We start from the raw sequence: 26,224 nt of genomic DNA, 5'->3' as shown, positions 1-26,224 counted from the left end.
GACGCGTTCACGGGCGCCAGGGCGCCCTCCACTTCGGGAGGGATACGTCCGCGCGAAGAGTCCGGCAGGTCGCGACGGCCCCCGCACCGGTCCGCGGCCGGAACGATCCGCCCGGTGTCCACGCCGTTCGCCAGCACGTGGACCTTGGCGGGGTGCTCGCCGGCGCGGTCGGCGGCCCAGGCCGCGACGGGACCGCTGACGGCGACGACGGCCGTCGCGGCACCGACGGCCGCGCAGGCGCAGCGCTCGGCGCCGACCTCGTCGACCAGGTCGCGGTGGGTGCGCTGCTCGGCGACGAGCGGCGCGTTCACCTCCAGCACGCTGGGGACGCCGACGTCGCGCGCCCACGCCGTCGCGGCGGTGCCCCACAGGGAGTGGCGCTCGTAGACCAGGTCGAGGCCCTCGCCAGCGGCGATCCCCGTGAGGATCCCGTTCACCTGTGCGTCCGACTCCCGCAGCGCGACCTCGCGCTCCGCCGTCGACCGGGTCGGCGCCACCGGGACCTCGTGCACGACGACGTCCGACAGGTCGGTGGGGACGTCCCCGCCGGGGCGCGTCGTCACGACGTGCACCTCGGCGCCGGCGCGCACCAGCTCGCGCAGCACGGCCTGGACGTGCACGGACGACCCCTTGCGGCCGAACACGGGGACGCCCGGGTCGGAGCTCACGTACGCGACCCTCATGCCGCCCTCCCCTCCGCGACGGTGGCCGCCGCGCTCTCCAGCACGTCCAGCAGGCGGCGGGACGTGCCGACGACGTCGAACTCGGCCTCGATCAGCGCCCGCGCGCCGTCGGCGAGCCGCTGCGCCTCGCCGGGGTCGTCGAGCAGGGCGCCGAGCGCCGCGGCGAGCGCCGGGGCGTCGCCGGGCGGCACGAGCCGGCCGGTCGCGCCGTCGCGCACCGCCTCGGGGATGCCGGTGACCGGCGTCGAGACGACGGGGGTGCCGAGGGCCATCGCCTCCAGCAGCACGGTGGGCAGGCCGTCGCGGTTGCCGTCGGCGCCGAGCACGCACGGCGCGGCGAAGACGGCGGCACGCGCGACGACGTCGCGCACCAGGTCCTGCGGCAGCGGGCCGTGGAACGTCACGTGCTCCGCGCCGTCCCGCAGCAGGCCCAGCGCGGCGGCACGGTCGCGCAGCTCGGCCTCCTGCGGGCCGGACCCGACGAGGTCGAGGTGCACGTCACGGCCGTCCGCCACGAGGAGGGCGAGCGCGTCGAGGAGGTCGCCGAACCCCTTCTTCTCCACGAGGCGCCCGACGGCGCACACCCGCCCCGGCCGCCGTGGCGCCGTCGCGCGGGCGTACTCGTCGAGGTCGAGCCCGTTGTACACGCGCACGACGCCGCCTGCCGCCGGCCCGTAGGTGTCGCGCAGGTGAGCGAGGTTGTGGTCGCTCACGGTGACGACGGCGCGCGCGTCGGCGAGCTTCGTCCGCAGGTCGGCGGGGTCCACCGACTCGTGGAAGATGTCCTTCGCGTGCGCGGTGAACGTGTACCCGATCCCCAGGACGGCGGCGGCGAGCCGCGCGACCGTCGTCGCGACCGACCCGAAGTGCGCGTGCAGGTGGGTGAGCCCGGCGTCGTGCGCGGCCGACGCCACCCACAGCGCCTGGACGGCGTCCTCCGGGTCGGCGACGAGCAGGTCCGCGAGGGTGGCGGCCGGCAGGCCGCGGAGGTCGAGCCGATCGTGGGCCTGGGCGAGCGCCGACCAGGCGTCCGCGGCGCGGGCCGCGCGCGGCACGAAGCGCACCGGCGCGGCGACAGCCGCGAGCGCCGCGTGGAACCGCGTGTCGACGGGCGCGCGCAGGGAGAAGATCTCGATCTCCACGCCCCGGCGCTCCAGGCCCCGCACCTCGTTGACGACGAACGTCTCCGAGAAGCGCGGGTACATCTTGGTCACGTAGCCGACGCGCGGGGTCGATGCCGTCGTCGAGGGAGTCCTGGGGGTGGTCTCAGGCCGTGGCACGGTGCTCCTCCTCCTGCTGGTCCTGCGGGTGCGGGGTGGCGGCCCCCGCGCGGGCGGGGGTCGCGACGCGGTCGGCGAGCCCGACCACGAGCTCAGGGACGCGCGCCAGCCCGTCGAGGTCGACGTCGACCTCGGGCCGCCGGGGCGCGTCGTCGGCGGCGGCGGTGCGGGCGAGCCAGGCGCCGACCCGCTCGGGGGCGATCGGGCCGACGAGGACGTCGAGCAGCCCGAGGTCGGCGAGCCGGCAGGCCCGCACGAGCTGCTCGGCGCGGGGGTGCGTGCGCGGCACGACCAGGCCGGGGCGGCCGGACGCGAGCAGCTCGCACACGGAGTTGTAGCCGCCCATGGTCACGACGGCGGCGGCGCCCTCGACGAGGGGGACGACGTCGCGGACGAACGCGTGCACCTCGAGGTCGTCGCGGCCCGAGGCGACGGCGTCCAGCCGGTCGCGGGCGGCCGCCGGCAGGTACGGCCCGGTGACGAGCACTCCCCGGTGGCCCGCGGGCAGCGACGCGGCGGCGAACGCCTCCGCGAGGGACGCGCCGTCCTGCCCGCCGCCGACCAGGCAGAGGACGTAGGGCTCGCCCTCGCGCACCGGCTCGTTGAGGGGCGTGGACGCGCGACCGCGACCGAGGTATCCGGTGAACACCGTGCGGGCGGCGATGTGGTCGGGCAGCGCGTACTCGGCGAGCGGGTCGTAGACGTGCGCGTCGCCGTACACCCACACCTCGTCGAAGAACCGCTCGACGACGGACGTGCTGCGCTGCTCGTGCCACTCGCGGACGGCGACCTCGGGGGTGTCGAGCACGTCGCGCAGCCCGAGCACGCACGCGGTCCCGCCCTCGGCGCGCAGCCGCCGCAGCGCGGGCAGCAGCTCGCCGCCGACGCCGAGCGGCACCTTGTCCACCACGAGCACGTCGGGGCGGAACGCGGCGAGCGCGCCGTCGAGCACGCCCGCCCGGACGCGGACGACGTCGTCCAGCGTGCCGCCCCAAGCGCGTGGGCCGTAGCCCCGCTCCGCGTCCTTGCCGACGCGCGGCAGCGTCACGACCTCCGTGCGCTCCGGCAGCGGCAGGCTCGTCGCCTCCCGCGCGCCGGACAGGAGGAGGACGTCGACGTCCGGGTCGGCGTCCACCACCGCGCGCGCCAGCAGCGACGTGCGCCGCACGTGGCCGAGGCCCTGCGTGTCGTGGGAGTAGAACGCGACCCGGCGTCGCGCCGGGAGCTCGGGTTCGACCGCTGATATCTGTCGCACCCTGGTCACCCTGCGGAGGTTGCCTGAGTCACGGATGAGGCGACCATGAGGGGGTTCTCATCCGGAAGGGCGCAGCATCTGCACAGGGCACGCCCAGGTCCGCCGCTCACCCGTCCCGCCGGTCTGGCACGCTCCCGTCGTGACCCGACGACGCATCTTCGTGCTGGTGAGCGCCCTGATCGTGGCCGCCGCGCTCGCGGCTCTCGTCGTCGTCTGGCGCCCCTGGGACCCCGTGCCGGACGAGCTGCGCGCGGCCGCCAGCCGGGTCGCCGACCTCCCCGGCGTCGTCTCCGCGGAGGTCACCGGCTACGAGGTGGCCTTCCGCGACGCGAAGGACGGCGACGTCGCCCTCGCGACGGTCGACGTCGTGCTGGACGACGGACTCTCCCCCGAGGCCGCAAGCGCGGCCGCCGCGCGGGCGGACGGTCTGCTCGCGGCGACGCGGGTCGACGGGGTGCGCACGCTGTCCCGCACCACGGCGGTGCACACCGGCGACCCGCGGACGGTGCATGGCGTCGAGGTCTACCCGCTGACCGCGTGGGTGACCGAGGACGGCGACGCGTCCTCCGTCGCTGACGCCGTCGTCCTCCGTGACGCCGGCGCGACGACGGTGAGCGGCGTCAGCGCGGAGGCGGCCGACGGAGAGGGACTCGTGCGGCTGGCGGAGGAGGCCGCGGAGCACAAGATCGCCGCGTCGCTCGGCACCGCCGACGACGCCGTGCGGTACGACGCCTCCGGGCGCGTCCCCGTGGTGGCGGCCGCGCGGCTGGCCGTCGACGCGGCCGGGCGGCCAGGCGTGGCGTCGGTCGTCGTGCACGCGGGGTTCCCCCCGGGCACGACGGCGGCGGACGACACCGCGCTGACGCTCCAGGTCGGCCTCGCCGGGCCGACGTCGTCCCCCGAGGCGGACGGCGTCGCGCGCTGGCTCGACGACCCCGCCCGCGACGCCGGGGGCCGCCACCTCGCGTACACGCTCACCGAGCCGGGCTACGCCGCGCGCGTCGACGGCTGGGTCGCGGCCGCGCCGCCCCCGACGCCCGAGGAGCACACCGTGCCGCTGCCCGCTGGCGTCGGGGCGTGGCCGGCCGACGACGACGCCCCGGCCTGCGCGGGCGACGACCTCCGCCTCACCCTCGGCACGCCGGACGCCGCGGCCGGCGGCCGGTACCTCGCCGTGCTCGCCGAGAACGTGTCCGGGCGGCCGTGCGCCCTCGACGGCGTGCCGCGGCTGACCTTCCGGGACGCCGACGGCGAGCCGCAGGACGACGTCACGACCGAGCCGTCCGCGCCCGGCGTCGTCGCGGGCCGCGTCGTCGTGCCGGCGGGCGAGCGCGCGCTGGCCACCGTGCAGTGGCGGGCCATGTCGACGGCGAACGACCCGGACGTCACCACGACGGTGGACGTCGCCGCCGTCCCGGACGGAGATCCGGTCCCGCTGACCCCGACCGCCGAGCTCGACGTGCTCGACGGCGCCGAGGTGCGCGTCGGCCCGTGGGCGCAGGCGGCGGAGGGCTGGTCGTGAGGCGTCACGCACCTCGACCGGCGTGAACGGTTCATTCCGTGCACAGCTCCGTGATCTCGTCCTGGAACTGTCGCGAGCCGAGGTCGAGGTCGCTGACCCACAGCATCTTCTCGAGCTGGACATCCGTCTCCCGCGCGATCCCGAGCGAACGGACGCGGACCGGCGCGTGCTCGATCCCCGTGCGCATGCCCGCCGGGCCGCCACGATTCGCGTCCGCGTCCAGCCGCCCCCAGGGACCCACGACCCACATCGCCACCTCACGGCCGGGCGGGATCTCGACCGTCTCGGTCGTGCCGGGCGGCGGGCCGTCCGACGGGTCGAACGCGAAGTCGTCCCGCGGGTCGGCGGCGACCGCGCCGAACCGGAAGACGTCGGGCAGCAGGCTCGTCACGGTGATCGGCCACCGGGCGTCGTTGCGGACGGTCTGCACGACGGCGACGTCCTGGTCCGCGGCGAAGAGCGCCCAGAAGCCCTCATCCGGGTACGTGCACTCGTCCCTGTAGCCGGCGCCCGACGAAGACATCGACCCGAGCTCGACGTCGGCGCTCGCCGACAGCCCCCACCACCCGCCGAGGGCCGCGGCCGCCAGCACCGCCGCGCCGACGGCCGCGACGGTCGAACGCCGGACCCGCCGTGTGCTCACATCGCCCCGAAGCACCAGCGCCGGATCTTCGACTCGTCCTGCACGGAGTCGAGCACGCGGACGCCGTCCACGGCGCCGCGCCAGGCGCCGCCGCCGACGGTGACCGGCCCGGACGGCGCGGCCGTGAGCGGCCCTGCCTGCGCCCGACCGGACCGTACGGGCGCCCCCATCCCGGTGAGGGAGCAGGTCCACAGGTCGACGGCGCCCGTCGCGGCGTTCCGCATCCCCGCGAGGAAGACCCAGCTGCCGGGCTCGGGGGCGACACCGGACACCGCTGTCGTCGACGTTCCGCCGTCACCGGTGGCGACCGAGAACGCCCAGCAGGTGCCGGTCGCCGACGTGCAGGAGTCGTCGGCGACGGTGCCGAGCGTGAAGCCCGGCCGTCCGTCCTCCCCCTGTGTGACGACGGACGCGGTGGCGCCGTCGGCGTCGGGCCGCACGAACGCCGCCACGGTGACGTTGCCAGCCGCGTCGACGACGGCGCCGTCGGTCGCCGCCACGTCGGAGTCGGCGTCGAAGGTCAGCGCGCCGTCGCCCGGGACGCCCCAGGGACCGGGCGACCACAGGTCCGTGCCGGACAGGGTGAGCGCGTTGCCGCCGCCGAGGGTGCTGCCCGCCGTCGTCCCCGCGAGCTCGTCGAACCACCAGGTCGCACCGCGGGCCACGGGGTAGGCGACCACGAACCGGTACTCCCGCCGCGGGCCGACGTTCCCCGCGGCATCCACCGCCTGGGCGTACAGGACGGTCGGGCCGGCATAGCTCGGCGTGAGCTCGACGACCTCCCCCGGCTGCGCGCGGTCGAACAGGGCGTCACCCACGGTCGAGTACTGCACGTAGGCCACGTCGTCGGAGCCCGGCACGTCGAACCGGAACCCGCCGGTCATCCCGACCCCGCCCGCGGTCCCGTCCTCGAGGTAGACGGCGGGGTACCCCTCGACCGGGGTGACGACGGTCTCGCCGGGTGCCGTCACGTCCACCGTCAGCTCGCAGCCGACCAGCTCCGTGACGTCGCCGCTCGGCAGCACCGCCTGCGCCGTCCACCCGTACGTCCCGCCCTCGGCGAGGACCCCGTCCGGGACCTTGACGGAGTGGGTCACCCCCGACGCCTGCGGCGTGGTCGGGACCGACCGCCACAGCTCGTCGCCCGTCGCGAGGTCGCGCACGGCGAACTCGGCGCTCATCGAGGACGGGAACGGCTCGCGCGCGTTGGAGAGCTCGGCCACCAGGGTCGGCGTCGTCGAGCGGACCGCCGGGCGGTCGTCGCCCGCCGCGCACGACGTCTCCGGCCGGACTGTGCCCAGCGCGACGACGGTGTCCGTCGCCCGCAGCTCGACGGTCAGGGTCGCGTCGGGGCCGAAGGCTGCCCGACCGCAGCCCCGGCAGTCCTCGTCCGCCGCGGCGAGGCCGAACGCCAGCGGGCCGCCGGAGCGCACGGCCTGTCCCACGGCCCGGGTGACGTCGACGTCGACGCGCCGGTCGCCGCCGCAGCCCGCGCCTGAGAGGTCCGCGCCTGTGGACCTCCACCCGGGCGTCGAAGCGGACCACGTCGTCGCCACGGTCACGGCCGGCACCGCGTGCACCCGGACGTCGTCGATCCCGCACGCCTGGTCACGGCCCACCGGGAGCGACAGCGTCGCGGCGACCAGCACGCCGTCGGCCAGCGCGGCCGGGTCGCCGAGGTCCCCGAAGTCGTAGGCCACGCGCTGCACCCCGCGCGCAGGGCAGCCGCGCCCGCCCTCGCCGACGCACTGCCCGACGACACGGTCGCCGTCGAACCCGAAGCCCGCCGTGCTGGTCGGGGCGCCGCTGCGCAGCGCCGTCCATGCGCGCGGGCCGGACTCGAGGACCACCTGCCTGCTCGGTACCTCCGTCGTCTCGAGCTGCGGTGCGGCACCGGGTGAGGCCGTCGCCGTCGTGGCGCCTCCCGTCAGCACGAGTCCAGCAAGGGCGAGCGCTGCCAGGAGCTGACGTCGTCGAACCACCGTTGACCACCGTTCGTCGTCCTCGACGCGACCAGCGCAGGTCGCCCGGACCGTCGCATCTCGGACAAGTCCGACCGAAAGGTAGCGGATCCTGTCGCCCCAGCGAACCGCAGGACCTGTTTTTCACCCGCTCGCACCAACCCCGGCGCGGCCCTCAGCCGAACGTGAACGTGTAGACCGCGATGCCGTCGGGCACGTCGAGCTCCACGATCCCGTCGGTCTGCCCGTCGCCGCGCAGCACGTCGTACAGGGTGGGGTTGCCGGCCACGTCGATCTCGCGCTCGGCGCGCACGCTGCCGTCGTCGGCGAGCACGCGCGCGGTGACCGTCCCCTCGCCGCCGAGCACGGTGAACACGTCGGTCGAGCGGTACGCGAGCCGCAGGGTCGCGTCGTCGGAGGCGGCCGTCGCGCCCTGGAAGTCGACGTCCCACGTGCCGCCGAGGGAGAAGGTGTCGCGGGCCTGGTCGTCCGGGTGGGAGTACGCCTCCCGGCCGGAGCCGTACTCGGGCGAGCCCGAGTAGTTGAACACCTTGTTGAGGGCGAGGTAGGTCTCGGGCGTCGTCTCCTCGCCGGGCGTCGTGTCCGCGACGTCGGTGGCGGGCGGCAGCTCGACGTCCGGGTCGGCGGCGCGCAGCAGGTCGCGGACGTGCTGCTCGGTGACGCCGTAGTCGCCCTCGCCGTGCTTGATGTACCGGACAGTCCCCTCGGCGTCGATCAGGTACTCGGCGGGCCAGTAGCGGTTCCGGTACGTCGTCCAGGTCGAGTACGAGTTGTCCTGCGCGATCGGGTACTCGACGCCGAGGTCTCGGGCGCCGGCGACGACGTTGCGCGTCTCGCGCTCGAAGGCGAACTCCGGCGTGTGCACGCCGATCACCTCGAGGCCGGCGTCCCGGTACGCGTCGTACCAGGCGCTCACGTGCGGGATGGCGCGCTGGCAGTTGATGCAGGAGTACGTCCAGAAGTCGATGAGCACCACCTTGCCGCGCAGGTCGGCCAGGTCCAGCGCCTCGCCGCCCGGGGTGTTGAGCCACCGCGTGATGCCCGTGAGCGGTGGCGCGGTGCCGCAGTCGGCCAGCTCCGCCGACCCGTTGGCGCAGTTCGACAGCTCCCGGTTCGCGTCGGTGACGATGCCGCCCAGGTCCAGCGCGTCCTGCACGGAGGCGTTCTCGTCGACCTGCTGCTGCAGCGCGCCGGTGTAGTCCGGCAGCGCGCGCTGCAGCTGCTGGGGCAGGTTCAGCGCGAGCGCCCCCGCGAGCAGGAGGACGACGACGCCGCCCGTGACCCGGATGCCGCGCTGGTGGCGGCGGAACGCCGAGACCCGTTCCGCGACGCGCCGTCCGGCGAGGGCGAAGACCAGCAGCGGCACCGCCGCGCCGACGGCGAACGACACCGTGAGGGCCACCGTCCCCGGCCCGATGTCTCCCGTCGCGCCCGCGACCGTGATCGCCGCGAGGACCGGGCCCGCACACGGCACGTAGAGCACCCCCAGCCCGAGGCCGAGCACGAACGCGCCCCGGTCCTGTCCGGCCGCGCGGCGCGACCCGAGCGACGCGAGCCGCAGGAAGGGCCGCTCCAGCACCTCCTCGAACCGCGGCACGATCATCCCCACCCCCAGGGCCGCGAGCAGCACGATGCCCACCCAGCGCAGCAGGTCCTGCGGCAGCCCGAGCGCGCCGAGGACCAGCGAGCCCAGCAGCGTCATCGTGCTGAAGCTCAGCACCAGCCCGGCGATCACGAGGTAGGGCCGCCACGACCGCGCACGGCGCCGGGCGGGCCGGTCCGCCGGTCCGACGGCGGGGGCTCCTTCGCCCGCCGTCGCGACGCCGGTCTCGACCTGCCCGCCCGCGCCCGTGCGCACCGCCGTCGGCACGTCGAAGCGCAGCGCCGGCTCGCGGGCGCCCTGCACCCCGCCGGCGAAGAAGATCACCGGGAGCATGGGCAGGATGCACGGCGAGATGCCGGTGATGAGGCCACCGAGCAGGCCGATCAGGACCAGGGTCTCCATGCCCGTCGTTCGGAACGGAGGGGCCGGCGGATGGGATCGCCGACGACACCCATCCGGTGCGCCGCCCACTCCGAACCCCGGACGAGCGCCCCGGGACCGGAGGGGCGACGACGCAAGGAGAGAGAACGATGAACGTCCGCACTCGTACCCGCACCGCCGCCGCCGGCTTCGCCACCCTGGCCCTGCTCGGGCTCGCGGCCTGTTCGTCCGACTCCGGCGCCGACGCCGGGTCCGGCTCCGAGGAGACGATGACGGAGGAGTCGCCGATGGCCTCCGAGGAGCCGTCGGAGGCCATGAGCGACGACATGTCCGCCGACCCGGCGGCGAACCTCGTCGGCCCGGGCTGCGACGCCTACGCCGAGCAGGTGCCCGACGGCGCCGGCTCCATCACGGGCATGTCGACCGACCCGGTCGCCGTGGCCGCGTCCAACAACCCGATGCTGAAGACCCTCACGCAGGCCGTCAGCGGCGAGCTCAACCCCGACGTCGACCTGGTCGACACGCTCAACGGCGGCGAGTTCACCGTGTTCGCGCCGGTCGACGACGCGTTCGGGAAGGTGGACCAGGAGGCCCTCGACACCCTCTCCACCGACGCCGACCTCCTGACCACGGTGCTCACCTACCACGTGGTGCCCGGCCAGATCCTGCCCGAGGACGTCGTCGGGGAGCACGAGACCGTCCAGGGCGACACCCTCGAGGTCACCGGCTCCGGCGACGAGCTCAAGGTCAACGACGCCAACGTCGTCTGCGGGGGCGTCATGACGCAGAACGCCACCGTCTACCTCGTCGACTCGGTGCTGATGCCGCCGATGTGACGCCGCGCCGGGGACACCGGTCGTCCGTCACGAGGCTCGCAGGGCCGCCGCACGCAGGGGGTGCGGCGGCCCTTCGGCGTGCATGGAACGGGGCGCGGAGACAGACGCGCGGGGACCTCGTGCGGACCGGTGCCCGCGGGTCAGGACTCGATCGCCAGCACGGGGTCGGTGGTCGGCTGCGCCGAGCCGCCCGCCGGCTCCAGCGTCACGGCGACCACGTGCCCGGCGCCGCCCTCGACGAGCGCGCGCGACACGCCGCCGGAGGCCGTCGGCATCAGGCCCGCGGACACGGGCGTGTCGTCGGCGACGATCCACAGCTGCCAGTCGTGACCTTCGCCCGGGGCGGGCATGCCCTCGGCGGAGACCAGGACGTCGCCGCCCGAGACCAGAGCGGTGGCCTCGCCGCCGCCCTCCACGGGCGCCGTGACGAGGCGCGCCTCCGGGTCGGCGAGCATCTGCGCGACCCGGTCGGCCTGCGCCTCCAGCCGGACCGCCTCGCGGTGCTCCTGGACGGCGATCGTGGTCGGCACTGCGACCGCGACCACCGCGGCCGCCGCGGCGGCGACCAGGCCCCAGCGGCGGCGCGGCCGGACGGCGGGCGTCGCCGGCGCGTCGGGGGCCGCGCCACGTGCCGCGGCCTGCGGCATGCCGGCCACCCGGGCGAGCACGGCGTCGCGCACGTGCGCGGGCGGCTCGTGCTCCACCGCGAACGCGGCGACGACGTCCTGGTACTCGTCGAGGGCACGCCGCGCGTCGGGGTCGGACTCCAGCAGCCGCTCGACGGCGCGGCGCTCGAGGTCGTCCACGGCGTCGAGGGCATACGCGGGGAGCAGGTCCCAGGCATCGCGCGTGGCGTCGTCGTCAGCCACGGGCCACCCCCAGGCAGTCGCGCAGGCGGCCGAGGCCGTCGCGGATCCGGCTCTTGACGGTGGGCAGCGCGGCGCCGAGCCGCTCCGCGACCTCCCGGTACGTGCGGCCCCCGTAATAGGCCTCGACGACCGCCTCCCGCTGGGTCGCGGTCAGCGAGTCGAGGCAGCGGCGCACGGCCGCCCCCTCGAGCCGTCGCTCGACGTCCTCGATCACGACGTCGCGGGGGGCGCCGGCGACGGACGCGTCGACGTCCCGCTGGTCGCGGTCGCGTCGCGCCTGCTCGGCGCGCACCCGGTCGACGGCGCGCCGCCGGGCGAGCGTCGCGACCCAGGTGCGCGCGGAGGCGCGCGCCGGGTCGAACCTGGCTGCGGTCTGCCACACCTCCACCATCACCTCCTGGGTCACCTCGGCGGCGTGGTCGGGGTCGCGCAGCACGCCGAGCGCCGTCCCGTGCGCGACGGGGGCGAGCGCGTCGTAGACCGGACCGAACGTGGCCGGGTCCGCGCCGACGCACGCCACCAGGGCGGCGTCGGCCGACCTCGGAGGCGTCGTGGCTGGCGGCACCTGGCCAGTCTGCCGCACCGGCCCGGCCGGATCGATCGCCATCCGCTCCCCGCGTGTCCGGTCCCGGACCGTCCGGGACACCTCAGGTTCGACGCCGGCGGCCCCGTGGATGGGTCGGTGCCGTGTGCCGCGCGTCACGCCGCACGCACGACGGCCCGATCAGGCCTCGCGGCGCGCGCGGACGGCGGCGGCCAGCGTTCCCAGCAGGTCCGCCGTGGTGTCCCAGTCGAGGCAGGAGTCGGTGACGGACTGGCCGTAGACGAGCCCGTCGAGCGGCCCCGGCTTCTGCGCGCCCGCCACGAGGAAGCTCTCCATCATGAGGCCGGTGACGTCCCGCTCGCCGTCGGCGACGCGCGCCGCGAGCTCGCGCACGACCTCGGCCTGCCGCACGTGGTCCTTGCCCGAGTTGCCGTGCGACGCGTCCACCACGACGCCCGCCTCCACCGCCCCGCCGAGGCCGGACGTGCGCGCCACCGCCAGCGCGTCCGCCACGTCCTTCTCCGAGTAGTTCGGGCCGCCGCGCCCGCCGCGCAGGATGACGTGGCAGTCCGGGTTGCCGGTCGTCTCGACGGCGGCCGCCCGCCCCTCGGCGTCCGCCCCGAAGAAGGTGTGCTCGCTCGCCGCCGTGATGCAGCCGTCGACGGCGATCTGCACGTCGCCGTCCGTCGCGTTCTTGAAGCCGACCGGCATCGACAGCCCCGACGCCAGCTGCCGGTGCACCTGCGACTCCGCGTTGCGCGCGCCGATCGCGCCCCAGGTCACGGCGTCGGCGATGTACTGCGGGCTGGTGGGCTCCAGGAACTCGCACGCGGCGGGCACGCCTGCGTCGAGCACGCCCAGCAGCACCTCGCGCGCCAGGCGCAAGCCGTGGTGCACGTCGTGGGAGCCGTCCAGGTGCGGGTCGTTGATGAGGCCCTTCCAGCCGACCGTGGTGCGCGGCTTCTCGAAGTACACCCGCATCACGACGACCAGGTCGTCGGACAGCTCACGCGCCACCGGCGCCAGGCGGCGGGCGTAGTCGAGGGCGGCCGCCGGGTCGTGCACGGAGCACGGGCCGACGATGACGAGGAGCCGGTCGTCCTCGCCGCGCAGGACGTCGCGCACCTCGCGGCGGGAGGTCGTCACGAGGTCGCTGCGCGGGGTGCCGAGCGGCAGCTCCGCCCGCATGGCGCCAGGCGCGGGCAGCGGGTCGAGCGCGCGGACCCGCAGGTCGGAGGTCTCTGCCATCAGGTCAGTATGCGGCCGGGCGGGTTCGGACGGCGCGGTGCGGTCGGTGGCGGCGGGGGTGGCGCTGGTGGCGGTGCTCATGGTGGGGCTCCTGGAGGGTGTCGGCGGCGGGGCGGTCGGGGGGTGGAGGCTCGGCGTCGTCGTCGCGGCGTCTTCTCGAACCGTGGTCCATGCCCGACCGGAGCGGCCCGTCTGACGACGAAGGGCCCCGGACGCACGATGCGTCCCAGGCCCTGTGCTGGCTCCGGAGTAGTCGTCGGTCAGGCGTCAGCCCGCCGAGCTCCTACCGGAGCCGGCGTAAAGCGCCAATACCAACGGGTGTCCACGACGAGGACGGTACGTCGCCGTCCCCGCCTCCGTCCACTCGCGTCCACCATCCGGTCCGGCAGCCCGGTCCGGCAGCCCGGTCCGGCAGCCCGGTCCGGCGACACCGGGCGGACCCTCGTAGTGTCGACGCATGCCGGTGCCCGACTTCGTCTCCGCCCTGCGCTCCCACGTCGGCCACGACCTGCTGTGGCTGCCGGGGGTGTCCGCCGTCGTGCTCGACGACGACGGCCGGCTGCTGCTCGGCCGCCGCGCCGACAACGGCCTGTGGGCGGTGGTGTCCGGGATCCTCGAGCCGGGCGAGGACCCGGCCGTCGGCCTGGCCCGCGAGGCGCTCGAGGAGACGGGCGTCGACGTCGTCGTCGACGCGCTCGTGGCGGTCACCGTCACCCCGCCGGTCGAGTACCCGAACGGCGACCGGTCGCAGTACCTCGACCTGTGCTTCCTGTGCCGGGCGGCGAGCCCTGTCGCCGCCGCGCGGGCGCACGTCGCCGACGACGAGTCCACCGACGTCGCGTGGTTCGCGCCCGACGACGTCCCGGCGGATCTCGCGCCGTCGTCCGCGGAGCGGCTGGGACACGCCCTCGGCTGGCTCGCCGCCGGCTCCGGGGCCCCGTACTTCGTGCGCTGACCGTCCGCCCGCCCCGAGAGGATGGCGCCCGTGCCGACCCCCGCCACCCCGTCCACCCCCGAGGAGCTGTTCGCGCACTCCCCCGCGGGCCTGGCGATCTGCCGGGCGTTCGCGGACCTCGTCGCGGACGTGACGGGCGACGACGTCACGACGCGCACCACGAGGACGCAGGTCGCGTTCCGCCGCCGGCGCGGGTTCGCGTTCGTCTGGCCGCCGTGGGTGGGGGTCCGCGACCACGTCGACGCGCCCGCCGTCGTCACGTTCGTCCTCCCGCGCGAGGACCGCTCCCCGCGCGTGACGCAGGTGGTGCACCCGACGTCGAGGGCGTGGACGCACCACGTCGAGGTCCACGACGCGGCCGAGCTGGACGACGAGGTCGCCGCCTGGGTGCGCGAGGCGTACGACGCCGCGGGCTGAGCACGTCCGTCCCGGTCGGCGACACGTGCCCCCGTTCGTCTCGCGGGTGAAACGTGGAAGTGGTTATGTGTGCCCCGCCACAGTTTGCTCGGGCGCACCGACGCGCCCCCGCACGACGGTGCCCGGCCCCCACGGCCGGGTCGCTCCGACACCCCTGGAGGAAAACCGTGAGAGCACGCACCACGAGCGCGTTCGGCGCAGCGGGAGCCCTGCTGACCGCCGCCGTCCTCGTTCCCGGCATCGCGGCGTCGGCGTCCTCGGCGCCCGCGCCCGACGCCCCACCGTCCGACCCCGCGGCGCACGTCAAGGAGGACGACCGTCCCGACCCGCTGGCGGAGAAGCGCACCGCGCTCAAGCAGGAGGCCGTCGACCGCGTCGCCATGGGCGACGCCACCGTGCAGACGCTGGGCAAGGGCGCCCACACGTCGAAGTCGGTGAAGGTCGGCAAGAACCAGTGGGTCGAGTACGAGACCGAGCAGACGGCGCAGCTGCTCACGTTCCTGGTCGACTTCGGCGACCAGGCCGACCCGCGATTCCCCGACGCCCCGCAGACCGGGCCGGAGCACAACGAGATCCCGGAGCCCACGCGCAGCGACAACTCCACCTACTGGGAGGAGAACTTCTCCCAGGAGCACTACAAGGAGATGTTCTTCACCGGGCTGGAGGACCAGAACGGCGAGTCGTTCGCCGGCGTCTACGACGAGATGTCGTCGGGCCGGTTCGACCTGCAGGGCGACGTGTCCGACTGGGTGACCGTGCCGTACAACTCGGCGTCGTACGGGCAGACCGAGTCGAACACGGACATGACGCGGTTCGTGCAGGACTCGGCCGACGCCTGGTACGCGGACCAGGTCGCGCAGGGCAAGACGGCCGAGGAGATCGACGAGTACCTCCAGTCGTTCGACGTCTGGGACCGCTACGACATCGACGGCGACGGGATCTTCGACGAGCCGGACGGCTACATCGACCACTTCCAGGCCATCCACGCGGGCGAGGGCGAGGAGGCCGGCGCCCCGGAGTCGGCCATCTGGTCGCACCGGTGGGCGGTCAACCCGCTGGGCACCAACGGCCCGGCCGGGTTCCCGAAGGTCGGCGGCATCAAGATCGGCGACTCCGACATCTGGATCCGTGACTACACGACGGAGCCGGAGAACGGCGGGCTCGGCGTCTTCGCGCACGAGTTCGGCCACGACCTCGGTCTGCCCGACTACTACGACACCGAGGGCGGCGAGAACGGCACCGGCTTCTGGAACCTCATGAGCTCGGGCTCCTGGCTGGGCCACGGCGACGGCACCATCGGCACCACGCCGAACCACATGGGCGCCACGGAGAAGATGTTCCTCGGCTGGCTCGACTACGCCACCGTCGACCAGGGCGAGCGCGCCACCGTCAAGCTCGGCCCGTCGTACCACGCGACGACGAAGCCGCAGGCGGTCGTGGTGAACCTGCCGGACGGCGTCAAGGACGTCGACCTCGGCGTCGACCCGTACGACGGGCAGTTCGCCTACTCCGGCACCGGCAGCAACGCGAACTACACGCTCACGTCGCCGTCGTTCACCGTGCCCGACGGGGCGTCCCTCACCGCCAAGGTGCAGTACGCCATCGAACCGGGCTACGACCACGCGTTCGCGGAGGTCTCGACCGACGGCGGCTCCAGCTGGACCCCGCTGGCGACCAACCTCTCCGACGAGGACGCGAACGGCGGCATCTCGGGCGACTCGGGCAAGAAGTGGGTGGACCTCACCGCCGACCTCGCCGACTACGCCGGCCAGGACGCGCAGATCCGCTTCCGCTACCAGAGCGACGGCGGCCTCAACCTGCTGGGTCTCACGGTCGACGACGTGGCCGTGGGCGACGCGCTGACCGAGGACTTCGCCGACGGGTTCGCGGGCTGGACGAACGACGGCTTCCACGTCATCGGCGCGGACGGCACCTACGAGGTCGAGTACTCGCACTACTACGTGGCGGAGAACCGGCAGTACGCCGGCTACGACTCGACCCTGAAGACCGGGCCGTACAACTTCGGCTGGACCTCGTCGAAGCCGAACACCGTGGAGCACTACCCGTACCAGGACGGCCTGCTGGTCTGGTACGCGAACAGCTTCTACGGCGACAACAACACGTCGCAGCACCCGGGCGGCGGGCAGGCCCTGCCGGTCGACGCGAACGCGCAGGCGCTGCGGTGGTCGGACGGCACGGTCGCCCGCAACCGCATCCAGGCGTTCGACGCGACGTTCGGCCTCGGCAAGTCCGACGCGTTCACCCTGCACCGGGAGACCGCGGCGGGTCTGACGACGCTGCGCACCTGGTCGAACAAGGCGGACAGCGTCTTCGACGACACCGACCCGAACGCCTACTACGACGCGACGAACCCCGGCGGGTCGGTCGTCGTCGGCGGCACGGGCACGAAGATCAAGGTCAAGGCCGTCAACGGCAAGAACGGCGTGATGACGGTGGACGTCACCACGCCGCGCAAGAAGGGCTGACCCTCACCACCCCGCAGAGCTGTCAGGGCCACGTGCACCGCACCGTGCACGTGGCCCTGACAGGTCTCAGCGGGCGTAGCGGGCCACGAAGTTCCGCAGGATCTTCATCGGCTCGGTGACCTGGTGCTCGCGCGAGCGCGCGACGATGCGGTCGCCCTCCTCGGGCGGGAAGTACCCGTACGTGCGGTACACCTCGACCCGCTGCTCGATGCCGGTCAGGTCCAGCTCGGGGTGGAACTGCGTGGCGTACAGGTTCCGGCGCACGCGGAACATCTGGACCGGAGCGTCGGCGGAGCGGGCGAGCAGGGTGGCCGACGGCGGCAGCTCGCGCACCGCCTCCTTGTGGCCGAGGTACGCGGTGAAGCGGGCGGGCACCCCCGCGAGCAGCGGGTCCTCCAGCCCCTCGGGGGTCAGCTCGATCTCGGCCGGGCCGACCGGCTCGGCGTAGGTGCGGTCGACGACGCCGCCCTGGTGGGTGCCGAGCGTCCCGACGCCGTAGCAGGCGCCGAGGAACGGGAAGTCGCGCTCCACGAGCACGTCGAGCAGGGCGGCCATCTCCCGCTCGACGCGACGCTGGACGTCGGACTTCTCGGGCTCGGGATCGGAGGAGTTGAACGGCCCGCCCCCGACGATCACCCCGGAGAGCGCGTCGAGGTCGACGCGGGGCAGCGGCTCCCGCTCGAGACGCACGCGCCGCAGGGACGCGGGCGTCAGCCCGGAGTAGCGCAGCACGGCCTCGTACTCGCCGTCGGCCGCGGCGTCCTCCGCGCGGGTGCCGAGGAAGAGGAACGGCCTCACGGTCGCAGGCTAGACGCCCCGGCGGACGCACGCCGGTCGTCCGTGACGACGGGACGCCGCGCCCAGAACGACGCGAGCGCGGAGCCCGAGACGTTGTGCCACACCGAGAACAGCGCGGCGGGCAGGGCCGCCGCCGGCGTGAAGTACGTGGTGGCGAGGCTGGCCGCGAGGCCGGAGTTCTGCATCCCCACCTCGACGCTCACCGCGCGGCGCGCGGCCTCGTCGAGCCGGGCCAGGCTCGCGGCGCCGTAGCCGAGCAGCAGCCCCAGGCCGTTGTGCAGGATGACGGCGAGCGCCACGAGGATCCCCGTGCTGAGCACGGCGTCGGCGTTCGCGGCGACGATCCCGGCCACCACGATCACGATCCCGAGGACGGAGACCAGCGGCAGGTAGGGCAGCAGGTACCGCTCCACGATCCCGCCGGCGAACGTCCGCACCAGCAGGCCCGCCAGCACGGGGAACAGCACGATCTGCACGATGGACGTGACGAGCGCGCCGTAGGTGACGTCGAGCTGCGACCCGGCGAGCCACAGCACGAGGGCGGGGGTGAGCACGGGCGCCAGCAGCGTGGACACCGAGGTCAGCGTGACCGACAGGGCCGTGTCGCCCTTCGCCAGGTAGACGATGACGTTGGACGCCGTGCCGCCGGGGGCGGCGCCGACGAGGATCATGCCGATCATCGCCTCGCCCTCGAGACCGCACAGGTGCCCGATCCCCCACGCCAGCGTCGGCATGATCGTGAACTGCGCGACCACGCCGAGCAGCACCGCCCAGGGCCGCCGCACGACGAGCCCGAAGTCGGAGCCGCGCAGGGTGAGCCCCATCCCGAACATGATGATCCCGAGGAACAGCGGGGTCTGTGCCGCGATCGGCGACAGGGCGTCCGGTGCGAGCAGCCCCGCCACCCCGCCCAGCACCACGAGCACCGCGAACCACTTCCCGGCGAGCTCCGCCACTCTGCGCATGGGCCGGGACTCTACCGTCCGTCCGGGCAACCGTGCGTGCGGCGGAGAGCCTCCCGGCGGGAGGCCCTCCGCCGCGAGGTCAGGACCAGCGGAAGAGGCGGGCGGCGAGCGGCAGCAGCACGGCCGTCCAGACGACCATGACGACGATCTGCAGCAGCGGGAAGCCCTCCCCGAACCAGCCGGTGTCCATGGCCTGCGCCGTCGCGCCCATCGGCGTGAACTGGCCGATCTGGCGGACGACGTCCGGCATGATCGGGCCCGGCGTCCACAGCCCCGCGAGGAACAGCATGGGGAAGTAGATGAGCGAGCCGACGGCGTTGGCCGTCGACGGCTTGCTCAGCAGGGCCGACAGCAGCATGCCCACGGAGAACATCGCGAGCATGCCGAGCACGAACGCGAGGAGCACGACGCCGAGCTGCGCGGGCTGCACCAGCCCGAAGGCGACCTGTGCCACGACGAGGGCGAGGGCGACGCCCACCAGCGTCGTGACGACGTTGATCGTCAGGTGCGCCACGATGAGCGCCTGCGGCCGGAGCGGCGTCGTGGACAGGCGGCGCAGCACCCCCTTGTCGCGGAACGTGGCGAACGTGACCGGCAGCGACAGGACGGCGAGCGTCCCGATCGCCATGGCGAGCACCGTGGGCAGGTACGTCGCGATCGGCGTCACGCCGTACCAGATCGAGTCCGGAGGGGCGTCGGTGATCGGCTCCCGCATCCCGGGGATTCCGAACCCGACCCCCAGGAGGATCACGGACGGGAAGAGGATCCCGAAGAACACGGAGGCGAAGTCGCGCAGCCAGACTCGGGCCTCGGTGCGCTGGAGGCGTCCGTACCCGCGCCAGCCGCGACCGGCGGACGGGCGAGCGGCAGCGGTGATCGCGGTCATGACCGGTCTCCTTCTCGGGTCGTGGCGGTGACGAGCTGGGCGTCGTCCCGGACGTCGGTCTGGGCGTCCGGCTGGTAGGTGCGGCCCGTGACGGCGAGGAAGACGTCCTCGAGCGACCGGGTGAGAGTGCGGACGTCGTCGGGCACGAGGTCGGCGCCGGCGAGGGCGGGCACGACGGCGAACAGCACGCGGCGCGTGCCGGTGACGGCCACCTCCGTGTCGCCCTGCGCCTCGGCCGTGGCGACCTCGGGGTCCCGGTCGGCGAGGCCGGCGAGCAGCTCGCGCCCGCGTGCGACGTCGTCCGGGGCGAACCGCACGACCACCGTGCGACGGGCGTCGAGCCCATCGATCAGGCCCTGCGGCGTGCCCTCCGCCACCACGCGCCCGGCGTCGATGATGACGAGGCGGTCGCAGAGCCGCTCGGCCTCCTCCATGAAGTGCGTGACGAGGAGGATCGTGACGCCGGTGGCCCGCACCCGCTCGACGAGGTCCCAGGTGGCGCGCCGCGCCTGCGGGTCGAGCCCGGTGGTGAGCTCGTCGAGGATGGCGATCTCCGGGTTCCCGACGAGGGCGAGCGCGATGGACAGCCGCTGCTTCTGCCCGCCGGAGAGCTTCGCGAACTGCTTGTCCGCGTGCTCGGTGAGGTCGAGCAGCTCGAGGAGGTCCGCCGGGGCGACCGGGTCGGTGTAGAACCCGGCGAACAGGTCCAGGGCCTCGCCCACGGTGATCTTGTCGTGCAGCGTGGCCTCCTGGAGCTGGACGCCCAGGATGTCCTTGACCGCCGCCGGGTCGCGCTGCGTGTCGATGCCGCGCACGCGCACGGTGCCGCCGTCGGCCTGCCGCAGGCCGGCGAGCGTCTCCACGGTGGTCGTCTTGCCGGCCCCGTTGGGGCCGAGAATGCCGAAGATCTCGCCGGGCTGGACGGCGAACGACACGTCGTCCACGGCCACCTTCGGTCCGTACGTCTTGCGGAGGTTTCTGACCTCCACGATGGGGTCGGCCATCTCGGTGCTCCTCTCGGTCGTGCGGTTCAGGGGTCCTCGGTGTTCTCGGACAGCGAGGTTCGGGTGGTTCACGGCCGGACCCGCACGCGGGCCATCAGCCGGAGAGCTCCGACGCCGGCGACCGCGACGGCGAGGACGCCGCCGACCGCGACGACGAGCGCCGCGACGACGGGGTCGTCGTACCCGCCGCGCAGCGGGATGCCGAGCAGACCGGTGCGCGTCGACAGGTCGACGATCGCGAGCGGGACCAGCAGCGGGACGGCGTGCAGGGGGCCCAGGAGGTACAGGCGCACCGGCAGCGCCCGGTAGTAGCCGATCGCCGCGGCGCCCACGAGCGCATAGGTCGGGACGACGAGGGTCTCGCCGACGATCGTGACGACGATCCCGGCGACCGTGTCGAGCGGCAGCGGCGTGGCACCTCCCGGCCACGGCTCGTCGATGGCACGGAAGACCCGCTCCTCGGCGAGGGTGAGCAGGACCGTCAGCACGCCGAACACGGGGCCGACGATCGCTGCTCCCTGCAGGACACCGATGACGAGCGACCGGCGGGTCCCGCCCGCCGCGAGGTGCCCGCGGAGCCAGGCTCCGCAGTAGATGGCCGCGACCGCGAGGGCGACCCATCGCGCCGGAGCGCCCGCCAGCTCGTAGGTCAGGCCGACGAGCTCCCCGCCCCACTGGTCCACGGCGGCCGGGACCACGGCGACGACGAAGGCCCAGATGCCCCAGAACCAGGCGCCCGCGGCCAGCAGCCTCCGGACGAACCGGCGGCGGACCGCCGCCGACGCGACCCGCTGGAGCGTGCCGGCATCGGGTGTCGAGAGGGCCGTCGTGGTCGTCATCTCGCTCACCTCGTCGGCCGCAGTCGGAGGGAACGCACCTGCCACCACATCCAGCCGACGGCCAGGGCGAGGACGACGACCGCCTGCAGGAGACCGAGCGCCGCGGGCGCCTGGCCCCCGCCGAGCCCGAGGCCGCCGAGGGCGTCCGCGAACGCCCCGTTGCGGGTGGCGTGGTCCACGAGGAACAGCAGGGCCAGGCCCGGCAGCAGGAGCGCCGTACCGCGCCACACGCCGCAGGTCCGGTATGCGGCCTGGGCGGCCATCCCGACCAGCATGTACACGACGACGGTGATCGCCTCGCCCACGCCGGTGACCACGAGCCACGCGCTGCCGGCGTCGAGCCCGCTGCCGAGCTGCTCCCACTCCCAGCCGAGCGCCCCGAAGAGGCTGCGCTCCACGAGCAGCATCAGCGCGTACGCGACGCCGTAGGCGACGCCGGCGACCAGCGCAGCCAGCAGGCCGCCCACGGCCAGCGACCGGCGCGTGCCGCCGGCGGCCAGGTGCGGGACGACGAGCGAGGCGAGCGCGATCATGCCGAGAGAGAGCGCGAACCACGGGGCCGCATACTCGGCGCCGGTCATCACTCCCCCGCCCATCACGCCGCCCGCCTGGTGCACGACCAGCGGCACGCCTACGGTCGTGACGAGGAAGATCGCCCAGAACACGCCCCCGATGACGAGCGACGCCTGGCCGACGGACCGCGCGACCCGACGCACCGAGCGGGCGTGCACCCGGGCCACGAACGCGTCGCGGTCGGCGCGGGTGACGACGGCGCTCATCGCGGTTCCCCCGCCCGCTCGCCGTCCTGCGGCTGCGTGAGCCGCACGAACAGGTCCTGCAGCGGCAGGGAGCCGAGCTCGACGCCGGCCGCGCGCGCCGCGGCTGCGGCGCCGTCGTCCGGGGCTCCCTCGACGGTGACCTGCACCGTCGCGCCGAGGCGCTGGCGGTGCAGCTCGCGCCGGCCGCGGGCGAGCTCCTCGACCGCGGCGACCGGGCCCGTGAGGCTGAACCCGCGGGACTGCATCTCCTCCGCGGTCTCCGCGAGCAGCACGGCACCGCGGTGCAGCACGACGACGTCCTCGAAGAGCCGCTCGACCTCCTCGACCAGGTGGCTGGACAGCAGGATCGTGCGCGGGTGCTCGGCGTAGTCGGCGAGGATCTCGTCGTAGAACGCGTACCGGGTGGGCGCGTCCATGCCGAGGTAGACCTCGTCGAGGATCGTCAGCGGGGCACGCGCCGCGAGCCCGATGACGGCCCCGACGGCGGACCGCTTGCCGCGCGAGAGCGCCGTCGGCTTCTTGCGCGGGTTCACCTCGAACAGGTCGAGCAGGCGCGCGGCCAGGTCGGCGTCCCAGTACGGGCGCAGGTCGGCGTAGTACTTGAGGGTCTCGGAGACCCGCTCGTCGTCCATGAGGTCGCCGCTCTCGCGGACGAACTGCACGTTCGCGGTCACCCACGGGTTCTCCCACGGGTCCTCGAGCAGCTCGCCCGTGCCGACGCGGACCGTGCCCTCGGTGGGCCGGTTGAACGCGGCGAGCAGCGAGAGCAGCGTGGACTTGCCGGCGCCGTTGCGCCCGAGGATCCCGGTGATCACGCCGGGACGCAGGTCCAGGGTGACGCCGTCCAGGGCGGTGCCGCCCTCGTCCTTGACGGCCGCGCCGTCCATGGTCAGGCGGCGCTGCGCTCCGAACCGGACGACGACGTCGTCGAGACGGGCGCCGAAGGGTGCGGGGGTCATGACTCCTCCGTGGTGGTCGTGGGGCCGCCGGGCTTCCGGTGGCCGGTGCCGAGGACGTACGCGACGAGGTCGTCGGTCGGGATGCCGAGCAGGTCGGCCTGGGCGAGCGCCGGGCCGAGCACGTCGTCGAAGTACGCCTTGCGGTGCTGGTCCAGCAGCCGCTCGCGCGCCCCGGGGGCGACGAACATCCCCAGCCCGCGGCGCTTGTACAGGACGCCCTCGTCCACCAGGCCGGTGAAGGCCTTGGCGGCGGTGGCGGGGTTGATGCGGAACGTCGTGGCGAACTGAGTGGTCGACATGACCTGCTCCTCCTCCGCGAGCTCACCGGCGAGCACCTGCGCGCGGATCATCTGGGCGATCTGCACGTAGATGGGTTCGGGTCCGTCGAACACGCGGGCCTCCTCACGGCAGGTTCAGTGGTTCTGGGGTTCATTACTCGACTAATGAACCATAGACCCATGCCGGCGCGCAACCCTTTCCGGCAGGTCCGTCCCGCTCAGTGCGGCGAGCGCCGTCCGACCGCGGGCGCGACCACCGCGATCGCGGACGCCGCGAGCACGTGCCAGGCGGCGTGCGAGAGCGTCCCGACGACCGTGCCGACGCCGAGCACGGCCAGCGCCAGGAGCAGGCGGGGCCGTAGGCGCGGCCGGGCCCGGGCGCGCAGCAGCACGGCCACGACGGCGACGGCCGCCGCCGCTCCCTGCGCGACGACGGACGCCCCGGGCCAGAGGGCCGCCAGCACGACGTCGGCCAGCATCGGGACGAGCCACCACCGGACCCGCAGCCGCCGCCCGGCGAGGTCGGCGACGGCATCCGCCGCGACGAGCGCGTACGCGCCCAGCAACGGCGGGTCGTGCACCACGGGATTCCACGAGGGCGCGGGGCCGTGCTGCACCACCGACCCGACGCCGACCAGCATCGCGAGGACGCCGAGCGCCACACGCGACGACGCCCCCGCAGCGCTCCGGTGCGCCGTCGTCACGATCCAGGCGCCCGCGACGACGAACGCGAGGCTCGACCAGGTGTCCGCGGACCACGACATCCGTCCAGTCAATGAGCCTGCCCGCGTCCTCGCCGCCCGAGCGACCGCCCGCCGGGGCGCGAACCACCTCGGCACGCCCTGGACTACCTCGGCAGGTCCGGAACTACCTCGGCACGGCCCGGGCTACCTCGGCACGGCGCGGGCTACCTCGCCGGGTCGGCCGGGCGAACGGGTGCGCCGAGCGACCGGCGGCGCTCGGACCGGCGGCGGGCGGCGTCGTGCGCCTCGCGCAGCAGCTCCACGACCCTGCGGCCCGTGCGCTCTCCCGGGTTCACGACGCACAGCCACCCCAGGTCGCCGTACAGCGGGTGCGGGAGGAAGACGTCGGGGACGACGGCGCGCTCGGGCCCGTGGTCCCCGACGAGCGCCCGCAGCCGGTCGCGGCCCACGTGCACGTTCACGCGCCACCGGTCGGGTCGGTCGAGGTCGCACGAGACGTCGTCGGGGTAGTTCTTGGTGACGACCGTGCCGTACGGCTGCACGGCGGTCGGCACCTGGCCGTCGGGGGCGTAGTAGAAGAACGCGTCGCCCCAGGCGAGCTCGGGCGTCCCGTCGCCGGCGCGGGGCTGAAGGACGAGCACGCCCTCGAGCCGCCGCACGGCCGCGATGATCTGGTCCATACTCGTAGGCGTCGTCATGGTTCAAGCGTGACCTTGAAGTGCTTCTGTGGGGTGGGAATGGATCGTCCGCAGCGGACCGTCGACGTCGCGCGCGCCACCGGCTACTCGGTGCAGCAGGTGCGCGACCTCGAACGGCTCGGTGTCCTGCCTCCCGCCGACCGCGAGCCGAACGGGTACCGTGCCTATGGAGCGCGTCATGTCCGGGCCGCGCGCGCCTACCGGGGGCTCGCCACGGCCGTCGGGCCCGTCGTCGCGCGGCGCACGATGATCGAGGTCCGGGGCGCGCCCCTCGTCGACGCGGCCGCCGCGGTCGACGAGCTGCACGCGCAGCTCGCCACGGAGCGCGCCCGAACCCTCCAGGCCCTCGACGCGCTGGCGACGATCCGGGCCGAGCCCGCGGACCCGTCGAGCGGCGCCGTCCTCACGATCACCGAGCTGGCCGACGCGCTCGGGGTGCGCACCTCCGCGCTGCGGCACTGGGAGGCCGAGCACCTGCTGACGCCCGAGCGGGTGGGCTCCCTCGGGGCGCGCGTCTACGACGCGGCCGCGATCGCCACCGCCCGGGTGGTCGCCGCCCTGCGGTCCGCGGGGTACGGCATCCCCGCGCTGCGCGCCGTCGTGGGAGCGCTGGACGGCCTCGACGGCACGGTCGACGCCGAGGCCGCGCTGCGGGAGCGGCTGGAGCGGATCGCCGGACGGTCCGTGGCCCTGCTGCGGGCGGGGGCGGACCTCGCCGTCGTCGTCGAGCAGCCTTCGCCCGGCGACGGCGGACGCGACCGGTGATGCTGGGAACCGTGACGGAACCTGCCACCGGCCCCCGCCGCGACGCGGTCGTGGCCGGCATCCACGTCGTCGTCGACGGGCCGCCCGACGCGCCGCCGCTGCTGCTGGTGCACGGGTCGGGCGCGACGGCCGCCAGCTGGTCGCCCACGATCCCGGCCCTCGCCGCGACCTGCTGCGTCCTCGCGATCGACCTGCCCGGCTGCGGTCGCTCGGCGCCGGCACCCCCGTACGACGTCCCCGCGCAGGCCGACCGGGTCGCGGCGCTCCTCGACGAGCTCGGCGCGACCGCCGCGACCGTGGTGGGGCACTCCAGCGGCGGGTACGTGGCGACGGCGCTCGCCGAGCGACGCGCGGACCTGGTCGGCGCGCTGGTCCTGCTGAGCACCGGGCCCGCCCCGGACGCGATGCTCCCGGAGGCGGCGGTCGTGCGCGTCCTCATGGGACGACCGTTCGGCCCGCTGCTCTGGCCGCTGCGCACCACGGGGATGCTGCGCCGCGGGATCCGCTCGGTGACGGCACGCCCCGTGGTGGTGCCCGACGGCTTCCTCGCCGACGTGCGCCGCACCCGCTACCGGGACTTCCGGCAGGTCATGGACGGCTACGCCGCCTATCTCGCCGAGCGGTCGGTGCCGGACCGGCTCACCGCCGCGGGGACGTCGCCGCTGGTGATCTTCGGCGACGCCGACCCGCGCTGGGACCCGGCGTCCGCGCACCGCTACGAGGCCGTCCCCGGCGCCCGGCTCGAGTACCTGTCCGGGGTCGGGCACGTGGCCATGCTCGAGGACCCCGAAGGCGTGACGCGCCTGATCCTCGACGCGCACTGACGGCCGGGACGGCTCGGGGCC

Annotated in this window: 26 protein-coding genes; 7 read left to right on the top strand and 19 right to left on the bottom strand. The window is 74.7% G+C overall.

Going from position 1 to position 26,224, the window contains the following annotated elements:
* The 3 genes from ACFQ80_RS20115 to ACFQ80_RS20105 all read right to left on the bottom strand — a co-directional run.
* The coding region (locus tag ACFQ80_RS20115) for a glycosyltransferase family 4 protein (RefSeq protein ID WP_430564895.1) at positions 1-683 on the bottom strand (683 nt) is incomplete at its 3' end.
* Positions 680-1,963: a glycosyltransferase family 4 protein gene (locus ACFQ80_RS20110; RefSeq protein WP_430564894.1), complete on the bottom strand. Its 1,284-nt coding sequence runs from the start codon at positions 1,961-1,963 to the stop codon at positions 680-682. The genes ACFQ80_RS20115 and ACFQ80_RS20110, both read right to left, overlap by 4 nt.
* Positions 1,950-3,218 carry a glycosyltransferase family protein gene (locus ACFQ80_RS20105; protein WP_430564893.1) on the bottom strand — a complete coding sequence of 423 codons (1,269 nt, stop codon included), beginning with the start codon at positions 3,216-3,218 and terminating at the stop codon, positions 1,950-1,952. Before ACFQ80_RS20105 ends, ACFQ80_RS20110 begins: the two co-directional genes overlap by 14 nt.
* 139 nt (positions 3,219-3,357) lie before the next feature.
* On the opposite strand from ACFQ80_RS20105, the gene ACFQ80_RS20100 reads away from it, so the two are divergent.
* Positions 3,358-4,740 carry a DUF4232 domain-containing protein gene (locus tag ACFQ80_RS20100; protein ID WP_430564892.1) on the top strand — a complete coding sequence of 461 codons (1,383 nt, stop codon included), beginning with the start codon at positions 3,358-3,360 and terminating at the stop codon, positions 4,738-4,740.
* Between the two features lie 31 nt (positions 4,741-4,771).
* Here the strand turns inward: ACFQ80_RS20100 and ACFQ80_RS20095 are convergent, their stop codons facing one another.
* The 3 genes from ACFQ80_RS20095 to ACFQ80_RS20085 all read right to left on the bottom strand — a co-directional run bounded on the left by ACFQ80_RS20095 (position 4,772) and on the right by ACFQ80_RS20085 (position 9,370).
* Positions 4,772-5,383, bottom strand: a complete 612-nt coding sequence (locus tag ACFQ80_RS20095; RefSeq protein ID WP_430564891.1) for a hypothetical protein — start codon at positions 5,381-5,383, stop codon at positions 4,772-4,774.
* Entirely contained in the window at positions 5,380-7,365 is a 1,986-nt protein-coding gene (locus tag ACFQ80_RS20090; protein WP_430564890.1) for a LamG-like jellyroll fold domain-containing protein, read from the bottom strand. The genes ACFQ80_RS20095 and ACFQ80_RS20090 overlap by 4 nt, the downstream gene beginning before the upstream one ends.
* A gap of 154 nt (positions 7,366-7,519) precedes the next feature.
* Positions 7,520-9,370 carry a cytochrome c biogenesis protein DipZ gene (locus tag ACFQ80_RS20085; RefSeq protein ID WP_430564889.1) on the bottom strand — a complete coding sequence of 617 codons (1,851 nt, stop codon included), beginning with the start codon at positions 9,368-9,370 and terminating at the stop codon, positions 7,520-7,522.
* Between the two features lie 128 nt (positions 9,371-9,498).
* On the opposite strand from ACFQ80_RS20085, the gene ACFQ80_RS20080 reads away from it, so the two are divergent.
* Complete coding sequence (locus ACFQ80_RS20080) at positions 9,499-10,185, top strand: fasciclin domain-containing protein (protein WP_430564888.1); 687 nt, start codon at positions 9,499-9,501, stop codon at positions 10,183-10,185.
* A 140-nt stretch (positions 10,186-10,325) separates the two neighbouring features.
* On the opposite strand, the gene ACFQ80_RS20075 is transcribed toward ACFQ80_RS20080, so the two are convergent.
* From ACFQ80_RS20075 to ACFQ80_RS20065, 3 genes are all read right to left on the bottom strand, one after another.
* Positions 10,326-11,054 carry an anti-sigma factor domain-containing protein gene (locus ACFQ80_RS20075; RefSeq protein ID WP_430564887.1) on the bottom strand — a complete coding sequence of 243 codons (729 nt, stop codon included), beginning with the start codon at positions 11,052-11,054 and terminating at the stop codon, positions 10,326-10,328.
* Positions 11,047-11,619, bottom strand: a complete 573-nt coding sequence (locus tag ACFQ80_RS20070; protein WP_430551280.1) for a sigma-70 family RNA polymerase sigma factor — start codon at positions 11,617-11,619, stop codon at positions 11,047-11,049. Before ACFQ80_RS20070 ends, ACFQ80_RS20075 begins: the two co-directional genes overlap by 8 nt.
* Positions 11,620-11,778: 159 nt before the next feature.
* The gene (locus tag ACFQ80_RS20065) at positions 11,779-12,927 is read right to left on the bottom strand and encodes a 3-deoxy-7-phosphoheptulonate synthase (protein ID WP_430564886.1); all 1,149 of its coding nucleotides are present in this window, start codon (positions 12,925-12,927) and stop codon (positions 11,779-11,781) included.
* A 376-nt stretch (positions 12,928-13,303) separates the two neighbouring features.
* Here ACFQ80_RS20065 and ACFQ80_RS20060 point away from each other — a divergent pair, with 376 nt between their 5' ends.
* From ACFQ80_RS20060 to ACFQ80_RS20050, 3 genes are all read left to right on the top strand, one after another.
* Entirely contained in the window at positions 13,304-13,801 is a 498-nt protein-coding gene (locus tag ACFQ80_RS20060; protein WP_430564885.1) for an NUDIX domain-containing protein, read from the top strand.
* Positions 13,802-13,831: 30 nt separating this feature from the next.
* A complete protein-coding gene (locus ACFQ80_RS20055; protein ID WP_430551283.1) occupies positions 13,832-14,218 on the top strand; it encodes a DUF5655 domain-containing protein in 387 nt (128 codons plus the stop codon).
* A 167-nt stretch (positions 14,219-14,385) separates the two neighbouring features.
* Positions 14,386-16,704 (top strand): immune inhibitor A domain-containing protein, encoded by a 2,319-nt coding sequence (locus tag ACFQ80_RS20050; protein WP_430564884.1) that lies wholly within the window; start codon positions 14,386-14,388, stop codon positions 16,702-16,704.
* Between the two features lie 66 nt (positions 16,705-16,770).
* Here the strand turns inward: ACFQ80_RS20050 and ACFQ80_RS20045 are convergent, their stop codons facing one another.
* The 10 genes from ACFQ80_RS20045 to ACFQ80_RS20000 all read right to left on the bottom strand — a co-directional run bounded on the left by ACFQ80_RS20045 (position 16,771) and on the right by ACFQ80_RS20000 (position 24,614).
* A complete protein-coding gene (locus ACFQ80_RS20045) occupies positions 16,771-17,502 on the bottom strand; it encodes a glutamine amidotransferase (RefSeq protein ID WP_430564883.1) in 732 nt (243 codons plus the stop codon).
* A complete protein-coding gene (locus ACFQ80_RS20040) occupies positions 17,499-18,467 on the bottom strand; it encodes a bile acid:sodium symporter family protein (protein ID WP_430551286.1) in 969 nt (322 codons plus the stop codon). Before ACFQ80_RS20040 ends, ACFQ80_RS20045 begins: the two co-directional genes overlap by 4 nt.
* 79 nt (positions 18,468-18,546) lie before the next feature.
* Positions 18,547-19,353: an ABC transporter permease gene (locus ACFQ80_RS20035; RefSeq protein WP_430564882.1), complete on the bottom strand. Its 807-nt coding sequence runs from the start codon at positions 19,351-19,353 to the stop codon at positions 18,547-18,549.
* The gene (locus tag ACFQ80_RS20030; protein ID WP_430564881.1) at positions 19,350-20,357 is read right to left on the bottom strand and encodes an ABC transporter ATP-binding protein; all 1,008 of its coding nucleotides are present in this window, start codon (positions 20,355-20,357) and stop codon (positions 19,350-19,352) included. Before ACFQ80_RS20030 ends, ACFQ80_RS20035 begins: the two co-directional genes overlap by 4 nt.
* A 68-nt stretch (positions 20,358-20,425) precedes the next feature.
* A complete protein-coding gene (locus ACFQ80_RS20025; protein WP_430564880.1) occupies positions 20,426-21,196 on the bottom strand; it encodes a hypothetical protein in 771 nt (256 codons plus the stop codon).
* 5 nt (positions 21,197-21,201) lie between these two features.
* Positions 21,202-21,975 (bottom strand): hypothetical protein, encoded by a 774-nt coding sequence (locus ACFQ80_RS20020; RefSeq protein ID WP_430564879.1) that lies wholly within the window; start codon positions 21,973-21,975, stop codon positions 21,202-21,204.
* Positions 21,972-22,934 carry an ATP-binding cassette domain-containing protein gene (locus tag ACFQ80_RS20015; RefSeq protein ID WP_430551291.1) on the bottom strand — a complete coding sequence of 321 codons (963 nt, stop codon included), beginning with the start codon at positions 22,932-22,934 and terminating at the stop codon, positions 21,972-21,974. The genes ACFQ80_RS20020 and ACFQ80_RS20015 overlap by 4 nt, the downstream gene beginning before the upstream one ends.
* Entirely contained in the window at positions 22,931-23,326 is a 396-nt protein-coding gene (locus tag ACFQ80_RS20010) for a GntR family transcriptional regulator (RefSeq protein ID WP_430551292.1), read from the bottom strand. Before ACFQ80_RS20010 ends, ACFQ80_RS20015 begins: the two co-directional genes overlap by 4 nt.
* Positions 23,327-23,430: 104 nt before the next feature.
* On the bottom strand, positions 23,431-23,976 hold the full coding sequence (locus tag ACFQ80_RS20005) for a hypothetical protein (RefSeq protein WP_430564878.1): 546 nt from the start codon (positions 23,974-23,976) through the stop codon (positions 23,431-23,433).
* A 143-nt stretch (positions 23,977-24,119) separates the two neighbouring features.
* Positions 24,120-24,614, bottom strand: a complete 495-nt coding sequence (locus ACFQ80_RS20000; RefSeq protein ID WP_430564877.1) for a DUF6194 family protein — start codon at positions 24,612-24,614, stop codon at positions 24,120-24,122.
* Positions 24,615-24,653: 39 nt separating this feature from the next.
* Between ACFQ80_RS20000 and ACFQ80_RS19995 the strand changes: the two genes are divergently transcribed.
* The gene (locus ACFQ80_RS19995) at positions 24,654-25,379 is read left to right on the top strand and encodes a MerR family transcriptional regulator (RefSeq protein WP_430564876.1); all 726 of its coding nucleotides are present in this window, start codon (positions 24,654-24,656) and stop codon (positions 25,377-25,379) included.
* 11 nt (positions 25,380-25,390) lie between these two features.
* A complete protein-coding gene (locus ACFQ80_RS19990; protein WP_430564875.1) occupies positions 25,391-26,203 on the top strand; it encodes an alpha/beta fold hydrolase in 813 nt (270 codons plus the stop codon).
* The last annotated feature ends 21 nt before the right edge of the window (positions 26,204-26,224 follow it).

The sequence above is a fragment of the Isoptericola sp. NPDC056578 genome, assembly GCF_042793275.1.
Taxonomy (GTDB): domain Bacteria; phylum Actinomycetota; class Actinomycetes; order Actinomycetales; family Cellulomonadaceae; genus Isoptericola.
This window is presented reverse-complemented; position numbering and strand designations above follow the sequence as displayed.